The organism is Neolewinella agarilytica (genome assembly GCF_900110645.1).
GTDB lineage: Bacteria > Bacteroidota > Bacteroidia > Chitinophagales > Saprospiraceae > Neolewinella > Neolewinella agarilytica.
Map to the genome: position 1 here is coordinate 212,276 of NZ_FOFB01000003.1, position 21,069 is coordinate 233,344.

Sequence of the window (21,069 nt, forward strand, 5' to 3'; positions counted from 1 at the left end):
CCTTCCCGCAAGACTGCGGGAGAGGGGCTCTGGAAAACGCTTCGCGTTTTAGTCAAAGGTGAAGTAAACCCTTAGGTAGACTGCTCAACAAAGTACGATTACCTAAAGGAAACAAACAAATAATTTGACGTCATCCCGGAATAAAATATTTAGTGCGACGACCCGGAAGTGGGGCCTGCGACTACTGACGGTGGTGGTATTGATGGCTTTTGCCTGGCATTTTCGCAGGTTGAGCGAGCAGTTGGACTGGGCCGCCTTTGGTGCTGCTTTGGCCCGACCAGGCCAGTGGAAGTATTTATTCCTGGCCGTCATCCTGATGCCCTTGAACTGGTGGATCGAAGCCCGTAAATGGTTCCTGCTGTTAAGGGCCTTTCTTCCCTGGAGCTTTCCCCGCACGCTACGGGCTACGCTGGCTGGCGTAAGCCTCTCCGCCGCCACCCCGAACCGGATCGGAGAGATTGGGGGCCGACTGCTGGTGGCCGATCGGCACGAATGGCCCGGCGTCCTTACCAGCTCCGTGCTGGGCAGTGCCTGCCAGTGGGTGGCCTTTCTGCTGCTGGCCTGGCCAGCACTGATGTGGACGGCTGACGGTCTGCTGCGCGAGCGCCTCCCCTTTGCCGTGGCCTGGCTGTGGCCCATCGGGCCACTGCTCTTAGCCGCCGGCTGGTGGGGCGGAAAGCCCTTGCTGCTAAAACTGATTGCCTGGGCCGAAAAACGCTTCGGGCTGGCCAACACCCAGCTGAAAGAAGGGCTTGAACACGTTAAAACCGGGTTAATGCTGCGGGCCGGAGGCTACGCTTGTCTGCGGTTTACCGTTTACTGTACACAGCTCTACCTCTTACTCTGGTTCTTCGGCCTGGAGTTGCCCTTGCTGGAAGGACTGGCAGGAATTGCCGGTATTTATCTGGTGCAGGCAGGCATTCCGCTGCCGCCCGGCGTTAATCTTGTAACCCGAACGGAACTTGGGCTGTTATTATGGGGAGACTCCCCGGAAGCAGCCGTAGCTACCCTGGCTGCTTTCACCACCCTGTTCGCGGTTAATGTTCTGTTACCGGCGTTACCCGGCTACTGGCTGATCGTCAAAAAAGAAAAACGATGAAATTTCTCTTACGCCTTGCTCTTTTGTTCGCCTTACCGGCAGGACTGTTGCTGAACACGGCAGCAGTGGATTTCAGCGGAGGGGAATACCTTGCTCCTTTGACCTCCACGGCACCTGCGTCCGCGCCTGCTCCCTCAGCATTTCATCCGCCGATGGCTCTGCCCGCTGATGTGTGTGAAACGGAAAACAACGTCTTTCAGGCAGGCGAAAAAATCGTTTACAAACTTTACTACAATTGGAACTTCGTTTGGCTCGCCGCCGGTGAAGTCACCTTTCTCGTACACGATCTGCCGAACCAATATCACGTGATGGTGAGGGGACGCACTTATGAAAGCTACGAGTGGTTTTACAGCGTTCGGGATAACTACGAAAGCTACCTCGACAAAAAAACGCTCTTGCCCAAAATTCACATTAAGGACATTCAGGAAGGCGGCTACACCCGCTATGACCGGACGACTTTTTACCAGGACAAAGGCCGGGCCGTCAGTGCCCGCGGTAAAACCCGTGATGATCTCAAAGAAAAAGAAATTCCCCTGGAAGAATGTATGCACGATCTGATTTCAATCGTCTACTACGCCCGGAATCTTGACTATGAAGAGATGACGGTTGACCAGAAAATCCCCATTAAAATTCTGATGGACCAGGAAATCTATCCGCTCTCTCTAAAGTATCTCGGCCCGGAAGAAGATACCAAAGTAAAGGGTGTTGGTCGCTTCAGGACGCAGAAATTCAGCCCGCAGCTCATCGCCGGAGACGTGTTTAAAGAAGGGGATGAAATGAAAATTTACGTGACCGACGACGAGAATAAAATTCCCGTCCTGATCGAATCTCCGGTAAGCGTTGGCAGCGTTAAGGCGGTGCTGAAGAGCTATAAGGGGCTGAAGTATCCGATGACGGCGCAGGTGGAGTAGTCTGTTGGTTCGTTGGTCTTTTGGGCTACTGCACTTTGGAGGTGTTACAGAAATAGCCCCGAGAGATTCTTTTGGCTACCTGAAGATACTGCTCGTCGAGTATTAGAGCTCTTCTTTCGGAGCTTCCCTTAACTTACGGATATGAAAAAGTTATCAACAACCCTGATTGCCGTTGTCATTGCCTTCCTGTTGGGCATGGCCGCCTTCTGGGGTTTTAGCCGGGATCGTAGTCCGGAACTGAGCACGGAGGAGCAATCTACCATCCTGCTGCAGCAAGTCCGTAAGGTGATGAAGCTGGTGACGGTAGAAGGCGATATTGCGGAGATTTTCGACTCGAAGCAAACCAAAACTTACACCCTCTACCTGCCGCTGCCTACGCCGATTGCCTTCGTGAAGGAAGCGGCCGTAGAGGTAAGCGGGAAGGTGCTGGTGGGCTATGACCTGGAAGAAGTCCGGCTGGACATCGATGAGGAAAGCCGGACCCTGCGCATCAGCAATTTGCCGGAGCCTGAGGTGCTGGCCATTGACCACCAAGTCAAGTTCAAGCACGTGAAGGAAAGCTGGTGGAATGTCTTCTCCTCCGACGATTACAGTAAACTCAACGAGCGGGCCAAAGCCCGCCTGCATGACAAAGCCCTGGAAAGCCACCTGGTGGAAGAAGCCCGGCAGCAGGGTAACGGCCTGATCGAGACGATTGAGCTGCTGGCGAAAGCCTCCGGCTTTACGGTGGAAGTGGAGGGGAGAGAGAAGGAGAGAATTGTTGAAGGAGAGAATTGATGAGGGAGGGGCAAACATTCCCGCATTCTCTCATTCCCCATTCCCTAAAAAGGAATATCCTCATCCGTATTCATCTTGGACGGGATGGTCGTTGAGCCGTAAGCTGGTCCTGACTGGCTGGAGATCGCATCGTCTGGCAGCAGGTTAAAGTCCGGATCATCGAGGTCACTGAATTTAGCGAAGTCATTCTGGAAGGCCAGGCGAATATCTTTTGCTTCACCATGACGGTTTTTACCCACAATGACGGTAGCGGTGCCCTTCAGGGAGTTGCCCTGCTCGTCCTCTTCGATTCCGTAGTATTCGGGGCGGTAGAGGAACATAACCATGTCGGCATCCTGCTCGATCGACCCCGACTCCCTCAAGTCACTCAACTGCGGTCGCTTATCCCCACCCCGCGTCTCTACTGCACGCGATAGCTGTGAGAGGGCGATGACGGGCACCTCCAGTTCTTTGGCTAAGCCCTTCAGCGCCCGGCTGATACCGGAGACTTCCTGCTCCCGGTTCATCCCTTTGTTGGATTCTCCGGTGCCGGACATCAGCTGCAGGTAATCGATGATGACCATCGAAATGTCTTTTTCCAGTTTGAGGCGACGGCATTTGGCGCGTAGCTCGAAAACGTTGATGCCGGCTGTATCGTCGATGTAGATTGGTGCTTCGCCGATGCGGTTCATGGCATCTACGAGGCGCTCCCACTCGTCGTCGGTAAACTTACCGTTACGCATCTTCTGGCCGTTGACTTCGGCGTCCTGACTGAAAATACGGCCGGCCAGCTGGGCGGCACTCATCTCCAGACTGAAGAGCGCAACGCCCCTGCCGTATTCCGCCGCCGCGTTGCGGGCCAGGCTAAGCACGAAACTCGTCTTACCCATGGCCGGACGGGCGGCAATGATGATGAGGTCAGAAGGCTGCAGGCCGGAGGTTAATCGATCCAACTCGGTGAAGCCGGTGGGTACTCCCGTCAGACCATCCTCTTTGTCCCGCAGCATAGTGAGCTGCTCCAGCAGCTGGTTGGCCAGGGAGCCCATATCGGCCACCTGCTTGCCCATGTTTTTTTCGGTGATCTCGAAGACGAAGTTGCCGGCTTTGTCCAGCAGGTCCAGCACATCTGTACTGTCTTCGTAGGCTTCTTTGATGACCTCCGTGCTGGTACGGATGAGTTCGCGCTGGATGAATTTCTCCGTCACGATCCGCGCGTGGTACTCGATGTTGGCGGAGCTGGTTACCTTACTCGTCAATTGGGCCAGATAGGCCGCGCCACCGATAACTTCCAGCTCTTCGGCCTTCTTCAAATCTTCCATCACCATCAAAAGGTCAATGGGCTGGCTGCGCTCAAACAGACGGCGCATGCTACGATAGATGGCCTGGTGAGCGGGCTTGTAGAAAGACTCCGGAGCGAGGATGTCGAGCACCTTCGTCATAGCTTCTTTCTCAATGAGAATAGCACTCAGGATGGCCTCCTCCAGATCGGGAGCCTGGGGTGGGAGTTTGCTGTATTCAGGGAGGTTCGCTTCCCGAAGGCGCGAGCGGTTGGAATACGCGGGTCCGGAAGCATTGTCTCGCCGGTCTTGGATTTTGTTCTTGGCCATGTCTGTTTACAAAGGTAAGGAGAGGTGAGTTGCCAAAGCGGAAAAGTTCCTACAAAAAGTGGTGGAAAAAGGGCTGGAAAACGATGTGGAAAGCGGTGGAGAAGACTGTTAGGAACGGTGGAAAAGGGTGAAATTTGCTGTATTGATGGAGATTATGGGATGAAGGGTACTTTAGAAGAGTTCGCACCAGACTCTTCCGACCGCCTCGGACGGGCGCTACGCGCCGTCTTCGAGCGTTCCGACGAGCGGGTGCTATCAGTCCCCGTTCATCGGAACAGTAAATCTTCGGCGGGCGGTAGCCCGACAAGAAGATTTTTGGTCGGATGAATCTGGGACGCGACCGAAGTAGAATTCAGGAGTAATCGATATTGGTATGACAAACGAGTACTTACCCCACCCGTGACCGAACCACCACAATCAGCAACAACACCCCAACCCCGATCCCGATCCGCAGCCAGTAGTCCTGTTGGGTAACGACGGCGGTTTGCAGATAGTCGGGGTTGGCGGCGCAAGGGGTTCCGCTGCCGGACTGGGTGGCCCAGTGGCGGATATCGGTATTATCAAGTCCGGGTAAAACGAGAGCGTGCACGAAGGAAGTGTCAGGATCCGCAATAGTGTAGGTTACCTGATTAACGTAGCCGCCGAGGGGGCCGTAGAGGCCAAGGGTTTCTCCGTCTTTATCGAGGCCGAAACCAAGACCACCAACGACCATGTGGGCGGCAGGGTAGGCCCGCCGGAAGTCGGCTTCTTTTTCGCAGATGACGAGGTAATCATTTGGGCCGATGGTGACATTGGGTAAGCGGGTGGTGTGGTGGCCGTCGGAAATTTGCCAGCCGAGCAGCTCGACGCTTTCGGTGGAGCGGTTGTAAAGCTCCAGCCAGTCGCCGCCGGCTTTGCCGCGCGGGCGGATTTCGTTGATTATCACAACGTCAGCCAGTGGGTGGGTGAAGGGCTCAAAGATGGCTTTGACCTCCCGGTCATTGCCCAGTGAGAGTTCGCTACTCGGGGTTTTGGCGGAGAGGCCCTCCCATTCGACGAAGCGGAAGCCAGGGTGGGCGACGGCGCGCAGGTGCAGGGGGAAGTTCTCAAAATAGCGGCCACGGAAGCTTTCCTCGTCAACGGTGATGTTGTGGTTTAAGGTTACGTAGCCCCCGGCGGTAGCTATGATGCTTACCTCCCGGTCAGCGCCCCCTGCGAAGAAGGTGCGCAGTTGCTCGCGCAGGTGAGCGGGGCGCTCCCGGGCGAAGGTGCGTAGTCGCTCGAAGTGAATGTCCCAGTTCTTCGACTTTCCTTTCCAGCGTTGCAGCTGCCGGGGCATATCGTAGGCCAGGCCGGCGTGCCGCCGCTCAATGGCGGCCAGCACCACCTCCGCCCGGAAGTCCGTCGCTAAATAGTCCAGGCTCCGGTTGACGAAGCCCCGGCGGTAGCCGGGGTTAGCCAGTAACCGTCGTTGCAGCAAGGTAGACCAGGGCGGGTTGGGCCAGCTCGGCCCGTTGGCTTCCGTGTAGAAGGCCAGGCTGTTGTTCTCGTACGCCGTAGGATCGTGGAGGCCGAAACCCTGGTCTACGTCGTATAAAATCCAGCGCCAGCGGCTCTCGGGGTCACTTCGGTCGCGCCAGAAGCGGATGTTGCCGCCTGCATCCCGGTTGTCAAAATAAGTCTGGGCGATCTGTAAGCGCTGGTAGTTGTCTACGTCCATCCACTCCTGAATGCGGCGGTAGTTAGCCGGCTTGCTTAGGTCATTGTTTTCGATGAAGCGGACCAGTTTGCGGTAGTTACCCAGCTGGCCATGCTTAACGGTTTCCTGATGTTCTAGGAGGTCAATCTTGTCTTTATCTGCAATCTCATGCCGGTCGGCAATGAACTGCGGGTTGATTTTCTCCCGCAGGTGATAGATGCCCCAGTATTTTCCGTTGAGGTAGACCTGGACGGGCCGGCCGGCCTGGTGGTCGAGGTCCCAGCTTTCGTCTTTCAATAAGCCCGTCAGCAGCGCATCGCGAACGTAAGAGCGGCCCCAGTCGGAGCCACCGTTGCGGGCTACCAGAAACTGGAAGGACTTGCCGGATGCGCCCTCAAAAATGTCGTGTTTAATTCGCTTTTGGCCGTATTTTTTTCGGGCGGAGAGGGAAAAGGACTTTTGCGGATGCAGGCGGCTCATGCCGCCGAACATCCGGAAGCCGACGGTGGAAGAATGGACGAGCGCTCCGTCGGCCTCGAAGAGATCGAAGTGAGCGGGGTGCTCCCGCTTCGTCCACCAGTTCGCACCGGGTTGCTTCCAGTGGCCGGGGTCGGCCCCGGGGCCGGCCCTGAACCAGCCATTGGTGCCATTGAAGAGTCGCCAGTCGTCGATGGCGATGCTCAGGGTCATAAGCCGGGTGTCAGGCTCGGCGATGAAATAGGTTGCACCATGAATGAAGCCATCCACCTTGCCCGCAGGCGTGAAAGCTGCGTAACGAACGACGGTGGTTTGGGTAAGCCTGAAAGCGCCATCTGCGATGGGCGAAGCCGCCGTGGGCGTACTCCCATTGAGTGTATACCTAACGCCCACCGGGAGGGAAACATCGATGGGCGAAGCATAAAAGCCTGCCGTGGGGTGACACTGCTCTTGCATCCCTTCCATTGCACCCGCGCCCGCGCCCGGAAAAACGAGCAGCAGGAAGCAAAATAAGTATTTGGAGAAGTGGTATCGTAGGGACAAGGGGAAGGAATCTCAGGCCTGAAAAACGCCGTAGCAACAGTAAGGTAACGATGCCCGCTGACTTTTCTATCTTTAGCGCCGTAAGTCCAACTACAACATATGCGCCACGCCCTCGAAAACCATCGCCTGAGCATCTCCATCAACGAAATCGGAGCCGAACTCGCCAGTATTGTAAACCTTGATTCGGGGCGGGAATACGTTTGGCAGGCTGACCCCGATGTGTGGGGCAGCAGCGCACCGGTTCTTTTCCCGATTATTGGCATGCTGGCTGATGGGAAGACGATGATCGACGGGCAGGAATACCGCATCCCGAAGCACGGTATGGTGCGTAATAACCCCAACCTGGAGCTGTTTTATCACTCGGAAGACCGGCTGACTTTCCGGCTCTGCTACAGTGAAGAAACGCTGAAGCTGTATCCTTATAAGTTTGACTTTCGCATCACCTACCGGCTGCGTAACGAACACATCATCGTCTATCATGAGGTCATGAATGTGGACGACAAGCCCATGTTTTTTAATCTCGGTGCGCACCCCGCTTTTCGTGTCCCTTTTATTGATGGAGAAGACTACAGCGATTACTTTTTGCGCTTTGAGCACAAAGAAGCCGCTGGTCGTTATTCCGTTTTGCCCAACGGGACGGTTGGTGATGTTACCCGGCCAGTGCCCTGGCAAGACGGAAATATTCTGCCCCTTACGCACGAGCTTTTTGCTAAAGACGCGCTCGTCTTTAAAGATCTTAGCTCCCGTAGCATTACGCTGGAGAGTAAGATTACCGGCCCGGTCCTGAAAATGGACTACGCCGGCTGGACCCACCTGGGCATCTGGGCCAAGCCGAACGGAGATTTCGTCTGCATTGAACCCTGGATCGGACTGGCGGATACGCCGGCAACCGGGGGGCAGTTTATGAACAAAGAAGGGCTCATAGAACTGGAGCCGGGGCAGACCTATGAGATGAGTTATGATATTAAGGTTTTGTAGAAACCCCAAATCGGTGGTCTGCTACCCAAGTCCGGCGAACGTCCTCCGCTATCGTTACAAGCCGGTCGACGGCTAAAAAAGCCAGTACCCAAAACATTTGGATACTGGCTCTTTACCTTATTCTACTTTCCTTTCAGGGGAAATTCTGCTTCGCCCGGCGGACGACCTTATGCACTACCGCGCAAAAGCCACCGCCCGCTTCTCCCGGATAACCATCACTTTGATCTGGCCGGGGTACTGCATGGATTCCTGGATTTCCTGGCTGATCTTGAAGCTCAGTTCATCAGCGTGCTGATCGCTCACCTTGTCGGCTTCCACGATGACGCGAAGCTCCCGACCCGCCTGCATGGCGAAGGCGGAGGTGACGCCCTGATTCTTCTTAGCGATCGTTTCGAGCTCCTTGATGCGATTGATGTAACCGTCGAGGATTTCCCGGCGGGCACCCGGCCGGGCGCCACTGATGGCATCACAGGCCTGGACGATGGGCGAGATGATGTTGTTCATCTCAATCTCATCGTGGTGGGCGCCAACGGCATTTACCACAATAGGGTTTTCCTTCAGCTTTTCACAGAGAGCTTTGCCGTAAAGGGCGTGGCTCAGCTCGGTATCTTCTTCGGCTACTTTACCGATGTCATGCAGCAAGCCGGCGCGTTTGGCCAGTTTGATCTGCTTTTTGTTGAGGCCCATCTCTGCGGCCATGGTAGCACAAAGGTGTGCCGTCTCGATGGAGTGTTTGAGCAGGTTCTGTCCGTAGCTGCTCCGGAAGCGCATCCGGCCAACGTAGCGAACGAGTTCAGACGGTAAGCCGTGGATGTCGAGCTGAACGACGGTCTTCTGACCAATTTCCTGGATCTGCTGTTTGAGTTCTTTCTTTACCTTATTGACCACTTCTTCTACCCGGGCAGGGTGGATGCGGCCGTCGCTGACGAGTCGCTTCAGGGAGAGGCGGGCAATTTCGCGGCGAATGGGGTCAAAGCTCGAGATCACGATGGTCTCCGGGGTGTCGTCAACGACCAGCTCAGCGCCGGTGGCAGATTCGATGGCGCGGATGTTACGTCCTTCGCGGCCAATGATCTGCCCCTTCACGTTGTCATTGTCCAGCGGGAAAACAGATACCGTATTCTCAATGGTCATTTCGGCACACATCCGCTGGATGGTGTTGATGACGACTTTGCGGGCATCCTTTGCGGCATCGGTTTTGGCCTCTTCGAGTAGCTCGCGCTTCAGGTTGAGGGCCTCGTTGGCTGTCTTGTTTTTTACTTCCTCCAGCAGGCGGGCCTTAGCATCGGCCTGACTGAGGCCAGCGATTTTTTCCAGTTCGCTGGTGAAGCGATCGTGCTGAGTATCCAGTTCCTCCTGCTTCTTGCGGGCCAGGGCCAGTTCCTGATCCAGCGTCTTGTTACGCTCGTTGAGCTTCTGCTCTTCTTGTACCAGCGCTTTCTGCTGCTTAGCGATTTCGGCGCGCTCCGCATTGAAGCCCGTGCGCTCTTCTTTCATGCTGGCGGCTTCCTCCTTAAGGGCCTGCCGCTTTTCTTTCAGCTCTACGAGCTCATCCGCTTTCTCTTGCTTGAATTCATCTTTGAAGCGCTGGAATTTAGCCCGGCTCTCCTTAATTTTCTCCTGCTTAAAGGCTTCCTGCTTCTCTTTGAATTGGTTGAAGGTCTTCTCCGCTTTAAGCTTAGCCTCGCTAACGGTCTTTTCTGCGGTTAACTTAGCCTCCGCCAGAATTTTCTCGGCTTCCCGCTTATGCGACTCGTCCTGAACCGCACCTGCTTGTTTTTGCTTGCCACCAACTACAAAGTAGGTGCCAATGACACCGATTACCAGAGCGGCAACCGCGTATATAATATCCATTGTTTAACGATTATAATGAGTTAAAAAAGAACCCAAAAAAATCAACAAAAGATAAACTTGAACGGAGCATTCTATCAACCCGGAGGTTAAAGATTTACTACAGCATACCTTCCACCAGCACGTTAAGTGCTTCCAGTCGTTTGGCGAGTTCGCCGCCCTGGGAGGTGTTGGCCATATTGCGGGCGCTACGAAGTTCGTCTGCGTAGGTCAGCAAGGTCATGACCAGGCAGTCCTGTTTGTCACGGTCGCTGTACTTCACCTGGAAATCATTGAATCGATCATTGATTTCAGAGACGAGTACCCGCAGACCTTCCTCATCCCGGGCCGCAACGCGGAGAGGGTAGGGGCGGCCGGCGATGACCACGATGATGGGATTATTTTCCTGGCCTTGTTGTGCCATAGTTTAGTTCCGTTGCAGCCAGTCGAGGCATCGATCAATTTCGCGAATGCAAAATTCGATAGTTGCCCGTTGATCATCGGTAGCGGAGACAGAAGGCCCGGAGCCTTCATTCGCCTCATCGGTGACCAGATGACTGCGTTCTAATTTATCCTTTAGCGAGCTCACGATACCAGTTTGGCGATCAAGCTCCCGCTTTAGTTGTTGATTTTCGGCTATTACCCGCTCATAGTCCGCCCGTTGGCGGTCTGCGGCGGCGCTAAGTTGCCGGAGTTTTATTTCAAGACCATCTAGTAAGGCTAGAGGTTCCATTTGGGTTTGAGTTTCGGTATTAATAGCTAGTGTTTGCTTGTTAGCTATATATCTGGCACAAGATACTACGATTTGATGATTAATGATAAGTAGATGGGAAGATTGCGAACGTTGCCCAGCCCGGGCCAGCCTCGGTATGGGAATTTGGCGTACAGGACCAACTACCAACCATACCCATTCCGCTCAACCCCCTCGATCGCCCCGTTGTGCTGGACCTACAGCGTGCCTTCACCGAACTGTATGCTTACAGCACCTACCCTAAGCGGAGGGTAGAGGAACTTGAGATGCTCCGGCCGGCTTTAGCGGAGGATGAACTGGATGCTTTGCGGGCATTTTTGTAAAAATTTATTGGGCGCGGACGCAGGTGCCAGGGGGAGGTCGGGGCTGAGCAATGGAGCTATACCATAAGATCACCCCAGGCCAATGCGTACAGATTATTTTTGTGGTCCAGCAACTCCCGATGATTACCGCTGACGAGCGTAGCTCCGTCCTCAAGCACAAAAATTTTATCGCTCTGCCGCGCGGTAGATAGTCGATGGGTGAGCACCAAGATCCCCATATCTGCCTTTAGTTTGCTTAGCAAAGACAGCAGAAAAGCCTCCGTATTTCGATCAAGTGCCGCAGTAGGCTCATCGAGGAGGAGCAATGAGGGCTTTCGCCACAGAGCGCGGGCGATCCCTAATATCTGTTTTTGCCCTCCGGAGAGATTGATACCCTGCTCCCCGACGATGGTCGCGTAGCCATTTGGTAGTTGCATAAAATAATCGTCGAGCCCGTAACCTTTGAGCATCGCTTCCAGATCAGCGGGGGACTCCGGGGCTTCCCCGACGAGGATGTTGTCGAGCACCGTGCCGTTAAACAACTTGATCTCCTGCGGCAATACACCCAAGTGGGTGCGCCAGTCCGCAAAGTCGAGCAGGTCGAAGTCGATGCCGTTGATCTTGACCGACCCACCTTCCGGAGTGTAGAATTTTTGTAGCAGTTGTAGCAGCGTGGATTTCCCCATACCGCTTTCCCCCATCAGCGTGACCCACTCGCCGCGCCGCACCCGAAAGTTTACGTCCTTCAGCAGCAGAGGGCGGCCGGGGAAGCGGAACATCAGCCCTTCCACTCGCAGTTCCTCAAAACGATCCGTCAGCGAGCGGGGTTGGTGCGTTTCCCGCTCCGCCTCACTGGGGATGCTGACGAACTCGTGCATCCGGTCAAAGGCAACCCGCGCCTCCTGTAACTGGATGTTGGCCGAGGCCAGCGTAGTGGCCGAAGCCATCAGCAGACCGACCATCTGGAGAATAGCAATCAACTCTCCCGTCGTCATGTCCTCGTGCAGCACCTTGACCGCACTCCACAGGATGATGCCGACGACGAATAACACGGAAGTAGCCTGCGCCCACAGTTGGTAACGGATGGCCACCTTGCCCAACGCCAGTGCTGCGTCCTGAAACATCCGGTAGACGGCGTTGGTGATTTTGCTAAAAACACCTTCCTTACCGTGCAGCTTGATGACCCCGACACCCTGAATCGTATCGACGTAGTTGCTCTCGTTAGCCGCGTAGCCCTTCATCACCGCCCGCTGCCCGGCAAGGATGAGCGGATGAAAACGGTACACGATGATACCAAAAACCGGTAACCACGCCAGGCTCACCAACCCGATCCGCCAGTCGAACCAGATGATTGCCCCGGAAGCGACCAATACCATCAGCGCATCGATCACCACCGATGCGAGAATGTTCGATACCGCACGTTGAATGCGCTGAGTATCGTTCATACGGGCGATCAGGTCACCCGTTTTCCGGTTGTCGAAAAACGACTTGGGCAGCCGCAATAGCCGCCCGTAGAAGTTGTCGATGATGCGCAGATTGAAATCAAAACTTTGCCGGAGTAGCAGCAACGTCCGGAGATACTGAATACCCGCCCGCGCCAACAGCAATAGTAGCAATAAACCGGCACCGACAAATAATCGGCTGCGGTCTGCTTCCGGCAGAATGCTGTCGAGAAGTTGCTGAGAAAAGATAGCGGTGGCCAGCCCGAGCACCGCCAGCACGACGCCCATGACCAGTGCGATGGAAAGCAGTGGGGTATCCTCTTCGACCAACCCTTTGATCCAGTCCCACTGACTGCGGCGTTCCGTTTCGACCGCATCAGCTACCGCGTTCTTTTTGAGCAACAACAGTGCTTTGCTTTGCCAGACCTCCAACAGTTCCGCCTCCGTCCACTCCTCGGTGGCCGGGTTGGCGGGGTCGCCGATCAGGAAGCGGTCGGTTTTTTCGTCGTAGCCGTAGTACACCACGTAGTGTAGCAGCTTTTCATCTTTTACGATGTGCAGAACGCAAAGGTCCGTACATTCTTTCAGGCTCGGCAGGTCGGCCTCGAACCCTTCGGCCGTCATGCCGACCTCGTTTGCGGCTTGCAGCAAACCGAGCATCGTCGTGCCGGTCAGCGACGTCCCACTTAGCTCCCGCAGCCGCTCGAAGGAAATCGTGGATAGATCAAAATGGTTCAACGCGGCTTTCAGGCAGGCAACGCCGCAGTCCGTTTGGTCCTGCTGGCGGACGTGGGCTTTATTCGGTGTCATGGAAAAACTTGTAGACGTAGCCGGGCTTGGCTTCCCCGACAATGGTTTGCAGATGTACTCCGGCGGTGTCGTAGAGGAACATCGTCGGGTAGCTGGTGACACCCATTTCTCGGGCCAACTTGCCTTCTTCGTCCCAGATAAACGCGGTGGTTGCGGTGTCGTACTCGAATTTACTAGCGAAGACTTTCAATGAATCTGGGTGTACGTCGGCGATGAAAGCTAAACGTAAACCTGCTGGCTTCTTGTCGTGGTCGGAGAGGAGGGCCTGGGTTTGGTAGTGGCAGTGCTCGCAGGAGGGGGAGATGAAAGAGGAAATGCGATTTGATAGGCCTAATGCTCTATTCTCTTCAATGAGAATTTGCACTAAATCATGATCAAACTCCTCTTGGCTTTCCACATTACTACAACTTACACAGGTAAAAACAAAAGCAATAAGAAATGAGCGGGCAATCGAACTGTTAGACATGGGCTGTTACTTTTATTAAGATTTCAGTTAGCCGGTTTTGAACGCACTTAAACGCTTAACACTTCCCCTTGTAGGCCTCATAAACACTTGGCTTTGGCATTAAAAATGCTGTCTTTACAAGCCCAAAACTGGTGAGTGAAAAGTTCGATAGAAGGGACACCATAGTGCTAAAGACTTAGTACTGTAACCCGTAAAAGTTATTCGGATAAATTTAATGCAGACTTGACGGATGGGTGCCGTATTATGAATACAAGAATTAATATAAAAGAGCCTAAACTAACATTACTAAATATGAATGTATCAGTTAGGCTTGTAGTACAAAGAACGGCGACGATTATATTTATTGGCTTCATCGAATTGATAAAATTATTTGTGCTGGTGACTCAGCTAATTTTGTAGATGATTTAATAGGTCGCACAGATGCACATAAATAGTCTTGTGTGCACCTGTGCAACCATATCCAAATTATGTTGATGCTGTTACCGCTCAACATCCAACCGTGACTACTGCCGTAATCGTAGCGGCAGTTCCAGTGATCGGGTTAGAGAATAAACCAAGAGGGCACAAATCAAATTGCCGCGATTGCTCCTTCCCAGCGCAGTGGCACTTGGATTAAGCAAGTCAGTCGAGCTACATTTTGGTTTGTGCCCTAGTGAGAGCTACTAACTACAAGATGCACCAGCGCCATATAGACTTAACATAGTGCCGACACCTCCTAAAATTACTGTGCCAAGACCTGCTGTCGGAGCAGCAATAAGAAACCCAGCCATAGAGATATAAAACCCGGCTATAGATGCAGCACAACTACCACCTTCTATTTTTACAGCCTGGGAATAAGATAACGATTTCATATAATTAAGATTAATAGTTATCAATTCAAAATACTTGAACTGAATTTTGCGTGTAAAAGCACACGCTATACTTTTTGACCTCATGACTGAATCAAGCATCCTTCATACGTGCCGTAATGAATATTGTTAGGGACACGAGAGAGAAAAAGGCTCCTAGGCCAGTGATTACCTCACTGACTTCAATATCTCCATGTGAAATCCATTTGATGACTAAGTATGACAACAACATAGCCAACATAACAATTAAAAACACCATTAATTTCTTCATAAAATAGGAATTAAACAACTCATTACTTAAAAACGAATTGCACATACATCAACCCCACCCACCAAAGCAAAGTCCCACCTCCATAACCAACAACAGCCGCCCAAGACGTACTATTGTTAGAAAAATAGCGCAACCCAGCGATAAGGCCAGCGATCAAGAGCACATGGAAAACGTTAACCGCCGCAAGCGGAATTTGCAACCACGGCGCAACGCTATCCCGGTCTACCAAAGCCAGCAACGAGTAGTAATCACTCGTAAGCAAGTCATCCATCACCGTTACTCCCTGAATCAGTAATACCAACACGGGGATCAAACGGAAAACAGAAATTATGCTAACCATTGTCAGCGTAACGCGAAACACCTGCTTGAACTTAAGCTTGGAAAGCGACAAGACAACGCCCGTCATCAAACAAACACTGATGGCGAGCACCTGCAACAACACACTTAACGGTATGAGCGCGTAAGCGATCCATGCGTAGGCCCGTTGGCCATCAAGCATTTTCTCGATGCGATCATAAGCGAGGCGTTCCCCGAGCGTATTATGGTACACCTCATCAGTGAGAATGAACTCCTGCAACAAATAGATATTCAGGAAGCCTGCTGCTACCGCCAAAAAGAACATTAACCAACCCGAGACCGAAAAAAGATCAGAGAGAAAGTTATTTTTGTCTGTTTGTGAAGTAAATAAGGTTTCCACAATTTGTAGTATAGGTGTTCACCACAGAAGTAGTGACGTTTAATATCCTACAAATATGGGGGGGCGGGCGATATATGCAAATTTTTGGTAAACTTTTTTTTTGATTTCGGGATAAAATGTGGTGGCGGGATCAATACCGTGGCTTTCCGCTCACAAAACCGCTACGACTCACCCCAGCCGCTCCCGCAGTTCCGACAGTACGTCAGCAACATTGGCGGGGTGGACCGTAGCCGTCGCTTCCGGGGCGTAGGCCTCGAGGAAACTAGCGGGGAAACGACCGTGCTTCTTGGGGTTCGCTTTGATTTCGTAAGCGAAATACTGGCCGTTTACCTGAAGCACCAGGTCTACTTCCGCGCCGTTGCGACTGCGCCAGAAAAAGAGCCGTCCTCCGCGACCGGCGTAAGCGATCACCTTTTTAAATTCGGCGATGACGTAATTCTCCCACAACTCTCCTCGGTCGTTGCGGCCTTCGTACGCGCGCAGGTCATCGATAAGTACATTCCGGATGCCGTTGTCATAAAAATAAATCTTGCGGGAGGTTGATAGTTCTTTGCGCGGGTTCGTCGACAGTGGCGGTAGGCGAAACAGGACGTAACTATCTTCCAACAGACCTATATAGCGGTCTATGGTTTTGGAATCTACACGTACCAGTTTGCTGAGTTCATGAATGCTTGCGGTACTCCCCACCTGATAGGCCAATGCGCGCAGAAGTTTGACGAGAACCTCCGGTTTTTTGATATTTCCGTACTCTAAGACGTCTTTGTATAGATAGGAAGAAGCTATTTCCCTTAGCCGGCGCTCGCTTCTGCTCGTGGCCGTAAAGACTTCAGGGTAAGCACCATGAACGAGTAAGTCCGGTATCCGGCGTTGTGCAGCCCGTATCCCCAGTTCGGTTTCGAGTTCTCCGTACGCAAACGGGAAGAGCTCGAAGCTCCATTTGCGCCCCGTCAGTGGTTCGGTGATGGTTGAATTCAGGTTCAGGGAGGAGCTGCCGGAGATGAAAACAGCTTTATTTACTTTGGCGTCGATGATTAATTTGATCGTCAGGCCTATGTTATGAATCCGTTGGGCTTCGTCAACCACGATGCAGTCGTAGGGAGCTATCTGGCGCAATAAAGCTTCCCGGCCGATATCGTTCCAATCTTCGCGGTCTATAATGTCATCTCCGTTAACCCATAGAATTTTTTGATAACGCTCGGTCAGTTGCTCGATCAGGGTTGTTTTACCGACTTGTCTACTGCCCTGGATCAAGATAGCTTTGTCGGTAGGTAGAAAGGAAGCTATGCTATTTAGCAGTATTCGTTGAATCAAATGCATAGCACTAAATTAAGACTTAACTCCCAATTTTACGCGTAAAATTGGGAGTTAAGTCTTAATTTAACTTATTTTGCAACAGTGACTTGCATAAAGGCGGTGAAACAACAGCCTAAAGGTTGCCGAGCGCTACCGCCGAACCTCCGCCCCCAACTGCTTAGTCAAACTGCCTTCAATAGACCGCATAACCTTATCCACCTGTTTATCATTGAGCGTCTGCTCGTCGCTCTCGAGTTGGAAGCTGACAGCGTAGCTTTTCTTGCCGGCACCGAGTTGCTCTTCGTTTTCGTAGACGTCGAAGAGGTTGATATCAGTAAGGAGTTTCTTTTCGGCTTTACGGGCCAGGCGCTCCACGTCGGCGAAGGTTATGTGCTTGTCCACGATCAGGGCCAGGTCCCGGCGCAAGCTCGGGAACTTGCTCGGGGTTTTGACCTGAACGGGCTTGCGGGGCAGTACACGCAGGACATTGTCCCAGTTGATGTCCGCAAAGAACACGTCAGATTTTACCTGGCGCGCACGCAGGTGCAATGGATGGACGGCGCCAAAATCAGCCAGGACCATCGGGCCTTTGTGGTAGCGGAGGCCGTAGCTAAAACCTTCAGCGGGAGCTTCAGCAGTGCGATAATTATCAATTCCGAGCCGCTGGAACACGAGCTCAACGGCTGCTTTGAGGGTATAGAAACCCGCTTCGTTTTTTCCTTTGGGGCTTGGGTGCCAGCTTTCCGGCTGCCGCTGACCACTGAGGGTCAGGGTCAGGTGGTTAACCTCTTTGTATTTCTCTCCATCGAGGTGATAAGAGCGGCCGAACTCAAAAAGGCGCAGGTCCTGCTGCTGACGGTTATGGTTGTGGGCTACGGCTTCCAGCGCACTCATCAGCATCCCGGGCCGCATCACATCGAGGTGAACGTTGCTGGTGTTGTTGATGTAGACGAGGCCTTCGAGCTGTTTGCCGTCGGAGACATCGCCGTAGTGGCGGCTCTCGTCGAGGGAGAGGGCCATCATTTCGTTGAAGCCGTTGGCGGCCAGGAGGTCGCCGGTGAGTTCCCGAACGTAGTTCGGGTCCGGACTGGGAGCCACGGTCATCGCCGTGGTTATCATCTGTGGAATCGGAACATTATCGAAGCCGTAGATGCGAAGAATTTCTTCGATGACGTCGATCTCCCGGAGTACCTCACTTTTGTTGGTGGGTACCGCGACTACGAAGCTATCCGCTCCGGAGGAGACGATCTCCATTCCCATGCTTTTCAAGATGCTCTGCACCTGCGTCCGCGCCAGATCTGCGCCAATGACATCAACCACCCGCTGGTCACGAACGGTGATCTCGAGCGGCTGAATCGGGTTGGGGTAGAGGTCAAGTAACTGACTGGTCACTTTTCCTCCGGCCAGCTCCTGCAGCAGGAGTGCGGCCCGCTTCAGGGCATAGACCGTAATGTTGGGGTCGCTGCCTTTCTCAAAAACCCGGGCGGCATCCGTCCGCAGTGTATGGCGCATGCTGCTGCGCCGGGTCGTGCCCGCCTCAAAGTGGGCAGCTTCCAGGAAAATGCTGGTCGTGCTGTCACTTACCCCACTGTTGGCTCCGCCGAAAACGCCGGCGATACACATGGGTTGGTGATTGCCGTCGCAGATCATCAAATCGTCGGCGCTGAGTTGGCGTTCTACCTCGTCGAGGCTCAGGAAGGTAGTGCCTTCCGCTAGTTTTTCTACGTGAATTTCTTTGCCGGCTACCTTGTCCAGATCAAAGGCATGTAGCGGCTGCCCAAGCTCGTGCAGAACGAAGTTAGTGATGTCGACCACGTTATTGATCGGGCGAACGCCAATCGCCAGCAGCTGGGTACGCAGCCATTCGGGGCTCGGGGCTACGGTCAGGTTCTCAATGGTGAGGCCCGCGTAGCGCGGGGCCTGGCTGAGGTCCTGAACGTTTACTTTAATAGCCGGCTGGCTGCCTTCCTTAAAGGCGCTTACGTCCGGGCGCTTCACGGTTACTTCTTTGCCGTGATTAACGTTGAGGGCGGCCGCTAAATCGTAGGCAACCCCCAGGTGGTTGGTGGCATCAGAGCGGTTGGGGGTAAGACCGATCTCGTAAACGTAATCTTCCTTGAGGTCAAAGACTTCCGCGGCGGGGGTACCGGGCGCATAGGCTTTATCCAACACAATGATGCCGTCATGGCTTTCTCCCAGACCTAACTCATCTTCGGCGCAAAGCATCCCGGCGGAGACTTCTCCCCGGATTTTTCCCTTCTTGATTTTAAAGGGCTCTCCGCTCATGGGGTGGAGCATTGCTCCAACGGTGGCAACAATTACGTGCTGACCGGCAGCTACGTTAGGCGCACCGCAGACGATGGAAACGGGCTCTCCCGCTCCGGTGTCTACACTGGTGAGGGACAGGCGGTCGGCACCGGGGTGCTTCCCGCATTCCAGAACGTGACCTACCACTACACCGGCAAGCCCGCCGGGGATGGACTCTACTTTCTCCATGCCTTCTACTTCCAGGCCAGTGCCCGTAAGTACTTCACCGATGGCGGCTGGCTCCAGATCGATATCAAGATACTGGCGCAGCCAGTTGAGGGATACTTTCATAGGGCGGCAAAGATAACAAGAGTAAAATTTCTAAAAACCACCCAAGGGTTGGCGTTTGCAACTACGGAAAGCTATGTTATAGAGGTGTGAAAGGATGTTCTCGGTAAACATATATAAGGTGTTGGTAACCAAATATTAAAGGCTTGTAGTCTAAAAATACCTTAACGAAAAAAATCTAAGTGACGGTTATGAACCGTTTCGGTCTAAATGACAGGTACGACAATTTTGTCCACACCTGACCTTTGGTTTAACGCTACCTAATTAATCATTTATGGATCTTTCCAATTTAAGAGCCACCCTCATAGATAATCTGGGAGAAGGCTTACCCACCATTTTCGCCGCCCTGGTTATCCTGCTGGTCGGTTACTTCATCGCTAAGCTGCTGCAGCGGATAGCCTATAAACTGCTGAACAAAACGGGGCTGGACAACCGGATTGCTGCCAACGCAGGCAGTACGATGAAGCCAGAACGGGCCATTTCGAAAATAGTCTACTACGTAGTGATGGTTATCGTCCTGGTGATGGCCATGGAGACCTTGGGTCTCACGCAGATTCTTGATCCTCTTAATGATATGGTGAGCCAGTTCCTTGGTTTCATCCCTAACCTTGTAGCCGCTGGCCTGATTGGTTTCATTGGCTACGTCATTGCTAAAATTGCCTCCAGCCTGGTTGGTATGGCCGCTGGTTTTCTGGAAAACCTGGGGAAACGGGCCGGATTGAGCGCAGAGATTAATCTCACCTCAATTCTGACGAACGTCGTTTTCATCGTCGTTTTTATTCCCATTCTCATTGCTGCCCTTGATGCACTGAAGATGACAACGATCACGGATCCGCTTAAGGATATGCTGGCAATGTTCATCTCTTCCATCCCACGGATCATCGCCGCGGTACTTATTATCGGTCTGTTCTACATTGGTGGTAAGTTTGTTACCGGCCTGCTTCAGCAGTTGTTAGCCAGCCTGGGTATGGATAATATGGCTGATAAGCTTCAGCTCAACGCCGTTATTGGTGAAGGAACCAGTCTTTCCAAGCTGTTGGCTAACGTTGCTTTCTTCTTCCTGATGTTCCTAGGTGTCATCACGGGAATGGAGCGCCTGGAGTTCACGCAGCTGAACCAGATCCTTTCGCAAATTTTCGAAATGACGGGACAGATTGCCTTTGGCCTTGTCATCCTCGCTCTTGGTAACTACCTGGCGAACCTTGCTTACACTACAATGTCAAGCGGACGTTCTGATACCTTCATCGCTTCATTAGCACGGATCGTCATCCTGGGTCTCTTCCTGGCCATTGCTTTACGTACGATGGGAATTGCTGATGATATTGTCAACCTGGCCTTTGGCCTGACTCTGGGGGCCGTTGCGGTTGCCGTAGCGCTGTCCTTCGGTCTTGGCGGCCGTGAAGCAGCCGGTGAGCAGATGAAGCGCATCCTCGATAAATTCAATAATGACAGCTCCACCAAATAAGGAGCTTTAGCGATCACCGGATCCTCGCCGTTTTGCCATAAAATAATTTTGTGCTGAAAGGCGGATTCGTTGTACTGAAACCCACTCGGGCCTTATGGCTCGGTGGGTTTCTCCGTTTTTACGGGTTGACAAAGGTTAAAAAAGACGATGTGTCCTTAAATTGCTCCAGGCGCTTGAAAATAATATGCCATCTTTGCTAATCTTATCTTTGGTATAGAGTAGCGCCGGTAAGAATTTTACACGACCCCAG

At 53.1% G+C, this 21,069-nt stretch carries 17 protein-coding genes; 6 read left to right on the plus strand and 11 right to left on the minus strand.

Annotated features, from left to right (window positions below; all coding sequences use genetic code 11):
* Positions 1-124: 124 nt before the first annotated feature.
* From BM123_RS04290 to BM123_RS04300, 3 genes are all read left to right on the plus strand, one after another.
* Positions 125-1,099, plus strand: coding sequence for a lysylphosphatidylglycerol synthase domain-containing protein (locus tag BM123_RS04290; protein ID WP_139211758.1), 975 nt, complete (start codon positions 125-127; stop codon positions 1,097-1,099).
* Positions 1,096-2,010 (plus strand): DUF3108 domain-containing protein, encoded by a 915-nt coding sequence (locus tag BM123_RS04295; RefSeq protein ID WP_090165647.1) that lies wholly within the window; start codon positions 1,096-1,098, stop codon positions 2,008-2,010. The genes BM123_RS04290 and BM123_RS04295 overlap by 4 nt, the downstream gene beginning before the upstream one ends.
* Before the next feature lie 141 nt (positions 2,011-2,151).
* A complete protein-coding gene (locus BM123_RS04300; protein WP_090165649.1) occupies positions 2,152-2,787 on the plus strand; it encodes a DUF4230 domain-containing protein in 636 nt (211 codons plus the stop codon).
* 44 nt (positions 2,788-2,831) lie between these two features.
* On the opposite strand, the gene dnaB is transcribed toward BM123_RS04300, so the two are convergent.
* Entirely contained in the window at positions 2,832-4,373 is a 1,542-nt protein-coding gene (dnaB, locus tag BM123_RS04305; protein WP_090165651.1) for a replicative DNA helicase, read from the minus strand.
* Positions 4,374-4,761: 388 nt separating this feature from the next.
* Complete coding sequence (locus BM123_RS04310) at positions 4,762-7,071, minus strand: CotH kinase family protein (protein WP_090165652.1); 2,310 nt, start codon at positions 7,069-7,071, stop codon at positions 4,762-4,764.
* Between the two features lie 99 nt (positions 7,072-7,170).
* Here BM123_RS04310 and BM123_RS04315 point away from each other — a divergent pair, with 99 nt between their 5' ends.
* Complete coding sequence (locus BM123_RS04315) at positions 7,171-8,049, plus strand: aldose 1-epimerase family protein (protein ID WP_090165654.1); 879 nt, start codon at positions 7,171-7,173, stop codon at positions 8,047-8,049.
* A gap of 174 nt (positions 8,050-8,223) precedes the next feature.
* Here the strand turns inward: BM123_RS04315 and rny are convergent, their stop codons facing one another.
* The 3 genes from rny to BM123_RS04330 all read right to left on the minus strand — a co-directional run bounded on the left by rny (position 8,224) and on the right by BM123_RS04330 (position 10,612).
* Positions 8,224-9,903 (minus strand): ribonuclease Y, encoded by a 1,680-nt coding sequence (rny, locus tag BM123_RS04320; RefSeq protein ID WP_090165656.1) that lies wholly within the window; start codon positions 9,901-9,903, stop codon positions 8,224-8,226.
* A 97-nt stretch (positions 9,904-10,000) separates the two neighbouring features.
* Positions 10,001-10,303 carry a cell division protein ZapA gene (locus tag BM123_RS04325; RefSeq protein ID WP_090165658.1) on the minus strand — a complete coding sequence of 101 codons (303 nt, stop codon included), beginning with the start codon at positions 10,301-10,303 and terminating at the stop codon, positions 10,001-10,003.
* 3 nt (positions 10,304-10,306) lie between these two features.
* On the minus strand, positions 10,307-10,612 hold the full coding sequence (locus BM123_RS04330; RefSeq protein WP_090165660.1) for a hypothetical protein: 306 nt from the start codon (positions 10,610-10,612) through the stop codon (positions 10,307-10,309).
* A gap of 101 nt (positions 10,613-10,713) precedes the next feature.
* Between BM123_RS04330 and BM123_RS23860 the strand changes: the two genes are divergently transcribed.
* On the plus strand, positions 10,714-10,953 hold the full coding sequence (locus BM123_RS23860) for a DUF4058 family protein (RefSeq protein WP_139211759.1): 240 nt from the start codon (positions 10,714-10,716) through the stop codon (positions 10,951-10,953).
* A 56-nt stretch (positions 10,954-11,009) separates the two neighbouring features.
* Here the strand turns inward: BM123_RS23860 and BM123_RS04335 are convergent, their stop codons facing one another.
* From BM123_RS04335 to pheT, 6 genes are all read right to left on the minus strand, one after another.
* Positions 11,010-13,184 carry a peptidase domain-containing ABC transporter gene (locus BM123_RS04335; RefSeq protein WP_090165662.1) on the minus strand — a complete coding sequence of 725 codons (2,175 nt, stop codon included), beginning with the start codon at positions 13,182-13,184 and terminating at the stop codon, positions 11,010-11,012.
* Positions 13,171-13,650, minus strand: a complete 480-nt coding sequence (locus tag BM123_RS04340; RefSeq protein ID WP_090165664.1) for a peroxiredoxin family protein — start codon at positions 13,648-13,650, stop codon at positions 13,171-13,173. The genes BM123_RS04335 and BM123_RS04340 overlap by 14 nt, the downstream gene beginning before the upstream one ends.
* Before the next feature lie 662 nt (positions 13,651-14,312).
* Positions 14,313-14,501 carry a hypothetical protein gene (locus tag BM123_RS23865; protein WP_139211760.1) on the minus strand — a complete coding sequence of 63 codons (189 nt, stop codon included), beginning with the start codon at positions 14,499-14,501 and terminating at the stop codon, positions 14,313-14,315.
* A 290-nt stretch (positions 14,502-14,791) separates the two neighbouring features.
* Positions 14,792-15,466 carry a hypothetical protein gene (locus BM123_RS04345; RefSeq protein WP_090165666.1) on the minus strand — a complete coding sequence of 225 codons (675 nt, stop codon included), beginning with the start codon at positions 15,464-15,466 and terminating at the stop codon, positions 14,792-14,794.
* A 168-nt stretch (positions 15,467-15,634) separates the two neighbouring features.
* Positions 15,635-16,783, minus strand: a complete 1,149-nt coding sequence (locus BM123_RS04350; protein ID WP_090165668.1) for an ATP-binding protein — start codon at positions 16,781-16,783, stop codon at positions 15,635-15,637.
* A gap of 126 nt (positions 16,784-16,909) precedes the next feature.
* Positions 16,910-19,357 (minus strand): phenylalanine--tRNA ligase subunit beta, encoded by a 2,448-nt coding sequence (gene pheT / locus BM123_RS04355; RefSeq protein WP_090165669.1) that lies wholly within the window; start codon positions 19,355-19,357, stop codon positions 16,910-16,912.
* 271 nt (positions 19,358-19,628) lie between these two features.
* On the opposite strand from pheT, the gene BM123_RS04360 reads away from it, so the two are divergent.
* Positions 19,629-20,819, plus strand: a complete 1,191-nt coding sequence (locus BM123_RS04360) for a mechanosensitive ion channel (protein WP_090165671.1) — start codon at positions 19,629-19,631, stop codon at positions 20,817-20,819.
* The last annotated feature ends 250 nt before the right edge of the window (positions 20,820-21,069 follow it).

Coding starts and splice junctions, on each gene's coding strand:
- rny (WP_090165656.1), bottom strand. CDS start 9,903: ATGGATATTATATACGCGGTTGCCGCTCTGGTAATCGGTGTCATTGGC.
- BM123_RS04325 (WP_090165658.1), bottom strand. CDS start 10,303: ATGGCACAACAAGGCCAGGAAAATAATCCCATCATCGTGGTCATCGCC.
- BM123_RS04335 (WP_090165662.1), bottom strand. CDS start 13,184: ATGACACCGAATAAAGCCCACGTCCGCCAGCAGGACCAAACGGACTGC.
- BM123_RS04300 (WP_090165649.1), top strand. CDS start 2,152: ATGAAAAAGTTATCAACAACCCTGATTGCCGTTGTCATTGCCTTCCTG.
- BM123_RS04330 (WP_090165660.1), bottom strand. CDS start 10,612: ATGGAACCTCTAGCCTTACTAGATGGTCTTGAAATAAAACTCCGGCAA.
- BM123_RS04340 (WP_090165664.1), bottom strand. CDS start 13,650: ATGTCTAACAGTTCGATTGCCCGCTCATTTCTTATTGCTTTTGTTTTT.
- BM123_RS04295 (WP_090165647.1), top strand. CDS start 1,096: ATGAAATTTCTCTTACGCCTTGCTCTTTTGTTCGCCTTACCGGCAGGA.
- dnaB (WP_090165651.1), bottom strand. CDS start 4,373: ATGGCCAAGAACAAAATCCAAGACCGGCGAGACAATGCTTCCGGACCC.
- BM123_RS23865 (WP_139211760.1), bottom strand. CDS start 14,501: ATGAAATCGTTATCTTATTCCCAGGCTGTAAAAATAGAAGGTGGTAGT.
- BM123_RS04315 (WP_090165654.1), top strand. CDS start 7,171: ATGCGCCACGCCCTCGAAAACCATCGCCTGAGCATCTCCATCAACGAA.
- pheT (WP_090165669.1), bottom strand. CDS start 19,357: ATGAAAGTATCCCTCAACTGGCTGCGCCAGTATCTTGATATCGATCTG.
- BM123_RS04360 (WP_090165671.1), top strand. CDS start 19,629: ATGGATCTTTCCAATTTAAGAGCCACCCTCATAGATAATCTGGGAGAA.
- BM123_RS04350 (WP_090165668.1), bottom strand. CDS start 16,783: ATGCATTTGATTCAACGAATACTGCTAAATAGCATAGCTTCCTTTCTA.